The 7,418-nt window shown below is 68.3% G+C and carries 10 protein-coding genes; 2 read left to right on the forward strand and 8 right to left on the reverse strand.

Features of this window, described 5'->3' with window-relative positions; genetic code table 11:
- Nucleotides 1-11 precede the first annotated feature (11 nt).
- Nucleotides 12-467 carry a cupin domain-containing protein gene (locus GSQ87_RS02400; protein ID WP_158912960.1) on the reverse strand — a complete coding sequence of 152 codons (456 nt, stop codon included), beginning with the start codon at nt 465-467 and terminating at the stop codon, nt 12-14.
- Nucleotides 468-531: 64 nt separating this feature from the next.
- On the opposite strand from GSQ87_RS02400, the gene GSQ87_RS02405 reads away from it, so the two are divergent.
- The gene (locus GSQ87_RS02405; protein ID WP_158912961.1) at nt 532-1,020 is read left to right on the forward strand and encodes a hypothetical protein; all 489 of its coding nucleotides are present in this window, start codon (nt 532-534) and stop codon (nt 1,018-1,020) included.
- A 23-nt stretch (nt 1,021-1,043) separates the two neighbouring features.
- On the opposite strand, the gene GSQ87_RS02410 is transcribed toward GSQ87_RS02405, so the two are convergent.
- Together GSQ87_RS02410 and GSQ87_RS02415 are read right to left on the reverse strand one after the other, a co-directional pair.
- Nucleotides 1,044-1,727, reverse strand: coding sequence for a dienelactone hydrolase family protein (locus tag GSQ87_RS02410; RefSeq protein WP_158912962.1), 684 nt, complete (start codon nt 1,725-1,727; stop codon nt 1,044-1,046).
- Entirely contained in the window at nt 1,727-2,404 is a 678-nt protein-coding gene (locus GSQ87_RS02415; RefSeq protein WP_158912963.1) for a dienelactone hydrolase family protein, read from the reverse strand. The genes GSQ87_RS02410 and GSQ87_RS02415 overlap by 1 nt, the downstream gene beginning before the upstream one ends.
- A gap of 116 nt (nt 2,405-2,520) precedes the next feature.
- Between GSQ87_RS02415 and GSQ87_RS02420 the strand changes: the two genes are divergently transcribed.
- Complete coding sequence (locus GSQ87_RS02420) at nt 2,521-2,739, forward strand: DUF2188 domain-containing protein (RefSeq protein ID WP_158912964.1); 219 nt, start codon at nt 2,521-2,523, stop codon at nt 2,737-2,739.
- A gap of 27 nt (nt 2,740-2,766) precedes the next feature.
- Here the strand turns inward: GSQ87_RS02420 and ychF are convergent, their stop codons facing one another.
- The 5 genes from ychF to GSQ87_RS02445 form a co-directional block, all read right to left on the reverse strand.
- The gene (ychF, locus tag GSQ87_RS02425) at nt 2,767-3,864 is read right to left on the reverse strand and encodes a redox-regulated ATPase YchF (RefSeq protein ID WP_158912965.1); all 1,098 of its coding nucleotides are present in this window, start codon (nt 3,862-3,864) and stop codon (nt 2,767-2,769) included.
- A gap of 142 nt (nt 3,865-4,006) precedes the next feature.
- Nucleotides 4,007-4,633, reverse strand: coding sequence for an aminoacyl-tRNA hydrolase (gene pth, locus GSQ87_RS02430; RefSeq protein ID WP_158912966.1), 627 nt, complete (start codon nt 4,631-4,633; stop codon nt 4,007-4,009).
- Nucleotides 4,634-4,690: 57 nt separating this feature from the next.
- Entirely contained in the window at nt 4,691-5,308 is a 618-nt protein-coding gene (locus GSQ87_RS02435) for a 50S ribosomal protein L25/general stress protein Ctc (protein WP_158912967.1), read from the reverse strand.
- A 184-nt stretch (nt 5,309-5,492) separates the two neighbouring features.
- A complete protein-coding gene (locus GSQ87_RS02440; protein ID WP_158912968.1) occupies nt 5,493-6,617 on the reverse strand; it encodes a hypothetical protein in 1,125 nt (374 codons plus the stop codon).
- 120 nt (nt 6,618-6,737) lie between these two features.
- The coding region (locus tag GSQ87_RS02445; RefSeq protein ID WP_254062706.1) for a ribose-phosphate pyrophosphokinase at nt 6,738-7,418 on the reverse strand (681 nt) is incomplete at its 5' end.

Consider the following 7,418-nt stretch of genomic DNA (forward strand, 5'->3'; position numbering starts at 1 on the left):
ATGGAAGGCCCCTACCCGTAAGGCTTGCCGTCCTTGTGCGCGAAGCCGGTGGCCTCGTCGGGGATCGCCAGGTCAATGTCCGGATAGTCCACAAAGCCGCCCGGCCCGCGCAGGCCCACCTGCAGCAGCACCGCCTCTCGATCCGAGCGGTTCTGGAAGTGGTGCCCGTCCGCGTCGCCGGCCTTGAAGCCCGCGCAATCACCAACCCGGAACACCTCCTCGCCCGCATCGGTGACCAGCACCACCTCGCCCTCCAGCACGTAGACGAACTCGTCCTCGATCGCGTGCCAGTGGCGCTGGCTGGACCACTCGCCGGGCGGCAGGTGCATGCGGTTGACCCCGATCTGGGTCAGGCCCGCGGCGTCGCTGAGCTTGACGCCGCGCCGCCGCTTGCAGGGCGCATCATAAGGCGGCGGATAGCCCGTTCCCGCGCGGACCGGCGCCTTGTCGAGGTCGATCTTCTTCATTCCAGCCCTTCTGCTGCGCCGAGCACCTCGCCAACGGCGAGGCGCGCCCTATGTTCATTACCGCATGCCGGACCCCATAAGGACCCATACCCCGGCCTGGCGCCGGTTCAAGCAGATGCAGCGCTCCACCTGCGCGGCGGCCAGCCTGATCTACGCCGGTGCAGCGGTCCACGCCTGGCGAGTTTTGCCGGGACCGGAGAAGCTGAAGATCGCGGTGATCCTGGTGTTCCCGGCCATCTATGCGCTGGCGGCCTTCGTGCTGCCCCTGCAGATCAAGCCCGTCCGGCGCGGGCTCAAGCGCTATGTGTGGATGAGTTTCGGCGCCGGTTTCGGCCAGACCCCGATCTCGGTGATCACCGGGCTGGGGCTGTTGGCGACGGCGGCGGTGTTCATCTACCTGCAGATCGCAGGCGTGGCGCATGGCGGGCGCTATCCGTCCGGGGTGTTTTCCGGTTACGGCGCGGGGATCGGGGTGCTGTACGCCCAGGCGCTGTTGTCGATCGCCCTGGAGCGTGAGCCGAAGATCCAAGAGATCATCGAGGCGGCGGACTGAGCGAGCCCTCCTCCCTGGATCGCTCAGCCGCCCTCGCCCTTCGCCCCGCTGGCGCGGTGGAACAGCTGCAGGGTGCGCAGATGCGACAGGCGGGCGGCGTCCTCGACGTAGCCGCTGGGGGCCACGAAGGCATGGCCGGCGTCGTACAGGAACACCGGCAGTTCGGGCTGAGCCTCGACGATGGCCTCGACGTCCTGGGACGGGATCAGCGGATCGGCGCGACCGAGGTGGAGTTGGGTTGGACATAGCGGCGCCTCATGCCGGAAGCGCGCCACGTCGCCGCCGTAGAAGCTGGCGACCGCGCTCAGTCCCTCCAGCCGGCAGGCCGCGAGCCACGCGATCGTACCACCGACGCAGAATCCCATCAGCGACACCGGCGCGGCCAGGGCGGCCACAGCCGCCTGCACGTCGCCCAGCGCCGCCTCGCCCCGCCCCATCCGCTCGACATGGCCCTGGCGGCGTTCCAGGGCCGGCGGATCGACATCGGCGTCCGGAAAGCCCGGCTCGAAACGATCGAACAGCGACGGCGCCAGGACCTCGTAGCCGTCCTCGGCATAGCCGTCGCACAACTTGCGGATATGCGGCGTCACCCCCCAGATGGCGGACAGCACCACAAGGCCGCCGCGCCGGGCGTCGGCGGTCGGTGCGTGATAGGCCTCGAAGACAAAGCCGTCCGAGGCGTTGGTCAGCCTGACCCGTTCGCCCATCAGCCCGCGCCGTTGGCGTCGAACAGCTCCAGCGTCCGCCGACGGGCCAACTTGGCGGCGGCGTGGTTGTGGGCGGGCGCGCCGTCGTTGTTGAAGCCATGGCCCGCGTCGTACAGATGCACCGGCACATCGGGCCGATGGGCTGAGAACGCCGCCACGCCCTCCAGCGCTATGTGCTGGTCCTGCCGTCCGAAGTGGCAGATCGTCGGACAGCGCGGCTTGTCGTGGGCGTGCTTGGGGACCATCGAGCCATAATAGGCGGAGGCGCCGGCCAGATCCTCGATCTTGCACGCCGCCAGGTAGGCCAGCGACCCGCCGTAGCAGTAGCCGACCACGAACACCGGCCCGCGCGGACGCAGATAGTCGACGCAGGTCTCGATGTCGGCGATGGCGTCCTCGATCCGGTGGGCCTGGAGGTATTTGAAGCCGGCCTGCACCCCGTCGGGCGTATGCTCGGCCACAAAGCCCGGCTCGAACCGGTCGAACAGCGAGGGGGCGAGCACCTCGAATCCCATGGAGCCCCAGCGTTCGGCGTCGTGGCGGATGTAGCTGTCGACCCCGAAAATCTCCTGCAGCACGATCACCCCGCCCTTGCGCGGTCCCTTGGGCTGCACGTGGAAGGCGGAGAATTCCGCATCGTCGATCTTGGAGTTCAGGGTGACGAAGGCGTGGCTCATGCCTGCGTTTTAAGCTTCACCTCGGCGTGTGGCTAGCGTTCGGGGACTCCGTTCGCGGCGAAACCGTGCTATTCTGCCGCAGTCACCATCACGCGCATATCCGGAGGAGGCCGCCCTTGGAGCATCTCGTCTTTTATGTCGTTCGCCAGCGCGGCGGCTGGGGCGTCGAGCACGGCGGCGTGGTCAAGAGCGGACACAAGAACCGCGATAGCGCCATCGCCGTGGCCCGCGACCACATCGCCAAGGCCGCCCATCGCGGCCACCAGTGCCACCTGCGCATCCAGGAAGAGGCCGGCGCCTGGCGCGAGGAACGCAGCTTCGACCCCAAGCACTGAGCCGATCTTCTTCTCGGGGGAACGCGCTCAGGTATTGAAGCGGAAGTGCATGACATCGCCGTCGCGCACCACGTATTCCTTGCCTTCCAACCGCATCTTGCCCGCCTCGCGCGCGCCCGCCTCGCCGTTCAGGGCGATGTAGTCCGGATAGGCGATGGTCTCGGCGCGGATGAAGCCCTTCTCGAAGTCGGTGTGGATCACGCCGGCCGCCTGGGGGCCAGTGGCGCCGACCGGGATGGTCCAGGCGCGCGCCTCCTTCGGGCCCACGGTGAAATAGGTCTGCAGGCCCAGCAGGGTGTAGGCCTCGCGGATCATCCGGTTCAGACCCGGCTCCTCAAGGCCGATGGTCTCCAGGAATTCGGCGCGCTCGTCGTTGTCGAGCAGGGCGATCTCGCTCTCGATCTTGGCCGAGATCACCACCGACTTGGCGCCGTCCTTGGTCGCACGCTCTTCCACCTTGGCCGACAGGGCGTTGCCATCGGCGGCGGCCTCTTCCTCGACGTTGCAGACGTACAGCGCCGGCTTGGAGGTGATCAGCTGCAGCATCTTCCACGCCTTCTCGTCCTCGGCCGGCACCTTGGCGGCGCGGGCGGGACGGCCGGCGTTGAGCTGCTCCAGGGCCAGGACGACCAGGGAAAAGGTCTTGGCCGATTCCTTGTCGCCGCCCTTGGCCCGCTTTTCCAGGTTGTCCTTGCGCTTCTCCAGGCTCTCCAGGTCGGCGAGCATCAATTCGGTCTCGATGATCTCCAGGTCGTCGATGGGATCGACCCGGCCCTCGACGTGGGTGACGTCGCCGCCCTCGAAGCAGCGGGCCACAAAGGCCACCGCATCGCAGTCGCGGATGTTGGCCAGGAACTGGTTGCCAAGCCCCTCGCCCTTCGACGCGCCGCGCACCAGACCGGCCACGTCGACGAAGTTGATCCGCGCGGGGATGATCTCCTTGGACTTGGCCACCGCCGCCAGCTTGTCCAGGCGCGGCTCGGGCACCGCCACGTCGCCCACGTTGGGCTCGATGGTGCAGAACGGATAGTTGGCGGCCTGGGCCGAGGCGGTCTGGGTGAGCGCGTTGAACAGGGTCGACTTGCCGACGTTCGGCAGGCCAACGATCGCGACTTTCAGGGCCATTGGGGTCCTTGGAGTTCCGGTGGAGGTGCGCCTCGTCCCTCGAAGGGCTTGGGGCACGGCGAATGAAATGTCTGTGGGCGCTGGCGGGCGCTCGCGACGCCTACCTACCGCCTGCCGTCGCGCTTGTCGAAGGGGGGGCGGCTCACCGCCCCAACCGTTCGCGGCTGGCGGAGCGGGCGTCGAGCTTTTCGGCCGGGGCCAGGCGGGAGACCTCGCTCTGGTATTTGAGGTCCTCGCCTTCGGCCAGCATCGGCGCGGCGTCGGCGCAGGCGCGGTCGAGCGCCTCCACCCGCGGCTCCTCGACCTTGTAGAAGTCGGCCAGGACGTAGTTGAGGACCAGGTCCTTGTGTCCCGGATGGCCGATGCCGAGGCGGGCGCGGCGATAGTCGGGACCGATCCGGCCGGAAATGGAGCGAAGCCCGTTGTGGCCCGCAGCCCCGCCGCCCGCCTTCATGCGGAAGCGGCCGGGCGCGAGGTCCAGTTCGTCATGGAACACCACCACGTCGGCGGGGGTCAGCTTGTAGAAGGCCATGGCGTCGCCCACCGAGCGACCGCTCTCGTTCATGAAGGTCTGGGGTTTGAGCACCAGCGCCTTGACCGGGCCCGACGGGGTCGGGATGGTCCCCTCCGCCGCCAAGCCGTGGAACTTCGTGCGTTCCGGCCCGAAGGACCAGCGGCGCGCGATCTCGTCCACGGCCATGAAGCCGATGTTGTGGCGGTTGTTGGCGTACTTGACGCCCGGATTGCCCAGGCCGGCCAGGATCAGCATGACCCGATCGCCTCAAGCCATTCTGGCGCGCAGCCTAGGCTACGCGCCATTGAAGGCTCAGCCTTCCGTGGAGGCTTCGGAAGCGTCCACGGCGGCGTCGGCCGACATCTGGGCCGAGGTGCCGGCCACGGTGGCGACGGTGAAGTCGCGGTCGGTGATCACCGGCGAAGCGCCCTTGGGCAGTTCCAGGTCGGAGAAGCGGATGGTGTCACCGATCTCACGGCCGGTCAGGTCGGCGACCAGTTCCTCGGGGATGTGGTCGGCGCGGACCATCAGCTCGACTTCGTGGCGGGCGATGTTCAGCGTGCCGCCGCGCTTCAGGCCCGGGCTGGCGTCCTGGTTGCGGAAGTGGACCGGCACGGCGATCTTGATCAGCTGGTGCTCGTCGACGCGGAACAGGTCGAAGTGCACCGGCGCGTCGCTGACCGGGTGGAACTGGATTTCCTTGGCGATGACCGACTGGGTCTCGTCGCCATGGCGCAGGGTGAACAGGTGGCCCAGCAGCTTGCCGGTGTAGAGCGCCTTGCGGAAGGCGTTGGCGCTGATCGCCACCGGCACGGGGCCGAGCGGCCCGCCGTACAGCACGCCGGGGACCTTGCCCTCGGCTCGCGTGGCGCGGGCGCCGCCGCTGCCGACCGTCTTGCGCACTTCAACGTTCAGTTCGATGTCGGCCATTGGCTTGTCTTCTGAAAACGACATCGCCGCGCAGGCCGGGAGAGCCCCGGGCGCGGCTTAATCGGACCCGTAAATAGGAGGGCGGTGAACTACACGATCCCGCCCGATCTTGCAACGGCTAGAGCGTGATCGCCGAAAGCAGGCGCCGATCACGCTCAACCAAGCGAAGGTTTCCGGGACGGAATCACTCCGTCTTGTGGCGGCGACGCCGCGCCTTGGTGGACTTGGCGGCGATGGTCTTGGCGACAGGCGGCGGCGCGGCGACCGCCACGACGACCGGTGTGACCGGCAGGCCCTGGGCGAGTTGAATCTGATCGGGTGTGGCGGCGTCCTTGGAGATGCACTGGGCGGTCTCGTGCAGCGCGTGCTCACCCAGGCAGAAGATATCCTCGTACCAGGGCACCGCCACCGCCAGGCACTGGTACAGGTTCAGCTTGGCCATGTGCAGGCAGGCGCCGCCGGTGGGCTCCGAGGTCAGGGCCTGGACCGTGGCGTCGTTGTCGTCGCCCGCTTCGCCCAGGACCGCGACCGCCGCCAGCGCCAGCCCACGCTCGACCACCGGCGCATAGGGCCCCTGGATGGCCACGCCCTTCACCGCCAGCACTTGGGCCGCTTGGGCGTCGGCGCCGCCGTTCATGGCCAGCTTGAGCTGCTCCACATCGTCGGGGGCCGGGCTCATCAGCGACTCGGACAGGGTCTTCATCTGGGCCAGGCGGTCGCTGGGGTTGGTCACCTTGGTCTTGGACCAGGCGGAGTGCTGGACCGAATAGGCCGACTGCTTGATCTGGGCCGCCACGTCGAACATCCGGCCGGTGTCGCCGCCCATGGTGGCGACGATGATCCCGGCGGCGCTGTCGGCGCCGTGGAAGGCGATGACATAGCGCGGGTCCTGCACCAGTTGCTGGACCAGGGCGTGACGCCCTGCGGGGTCCAGCGCGTAGCCGTGCAGGGTGGCGACGAAGGTCGGATCCTGAAGGGCCAGCAGGGCGGCGTAGGCGATGGCCCCGCGCGACAACTGCGCCGACTCGTAGGCCGCGCCCACGGCCAGGGATTGCTCCACCCCGCCGCCGTCGGTGAAGCCCGCCGTCAGGGCCTCGGTGTGCTTGACGTAGGCGCGGAAGGCGCTGGCGTCCTGCAGGGCGTGGGTGGACAGCACCACAGGCGGCGCGACCGGGGGCGGCGGCGGCGCGAGCGCGATCGGTTCGGGCTTGGGTCGGGCGGCGGCCATCTCGGCGTTGGCGAGGTTCAGGCCGAACGCGGCGACGCCGGCGACCAGGAACGCCTTGAAGGCATGGGGAGCGCAAAGCATTGGATGGCCTTCCAAGATACGCAGAAGCTTTGCCATATGCGGCGAAGATCGGTGGCGCGACGATGAGGCGATGTGCTTAACCATCCGTTGACCATGACGCCAGGGTCTAAAGGATTTCGCCTAATCGAAGAGTTTAGAGACCGACTCCTCGTTCGCGATACGGCGGATCGCCTCACCGATCAGCGGCGCGACACTCACACGGCGTAGCTTTTCACAATCCTTGGTCAGTTCAGACCCCTCGATGGTGTCGGTGGTCACCAGCTCGGTCAGCACCGACTTCGCCACGCGCTGGCTGGCGGGGTGCGACATAACGCCATGGCTGACATAGGCCGACACGGACTCCGCACCCTCCTTCATCAGCGCCTCGGCCGCGTTGCAGAGGGTGCCCGCGGTGTCGACGATGTCGTCGAACAGCACGCAGCGGCGGCCCCGCACGTCGCCGATGATATTCATCACCTCGCTCTCGCCGGCGCGGGGGCGGCGCTTGTCGACGATGGCGAGGTCCGCGTTCAGCCGGTCGGCCAGCTGGCGCGCGCGCACCACGCCGCCCACGTCGGGCGAGACGATCATCAGATCGTTCGCGTAGCCGTCGAAGCGCCGCTTGATGTCGTCGGCCATCACCGGGAAGGCCACCAGGTTGTCGGTGGGGATGTCGAAGAAGCCCTGGATCTGGCCGGCGTGCAGGTCCAGCGTCAGCACCCGATCCGCGCCCGAGCGCGTGATCAGGTTGGCCACCAGCTTGGCCGAGATGGGCGTGCGCCCGCCGGTCTTGCGATCCTGGCGGGCGGAGCCGGAGGAGGG

Source organism: Caulobacter sp. S45 (genome assembly GCF_009765965.1).
In the GTDB taxonomy this organism is placed as follows: domain Bacteria; phylum Pseudomonadota; class Alphaproteobacteria; order Caulobacterales; family Caulobacteraceae; genus CAHJWH01.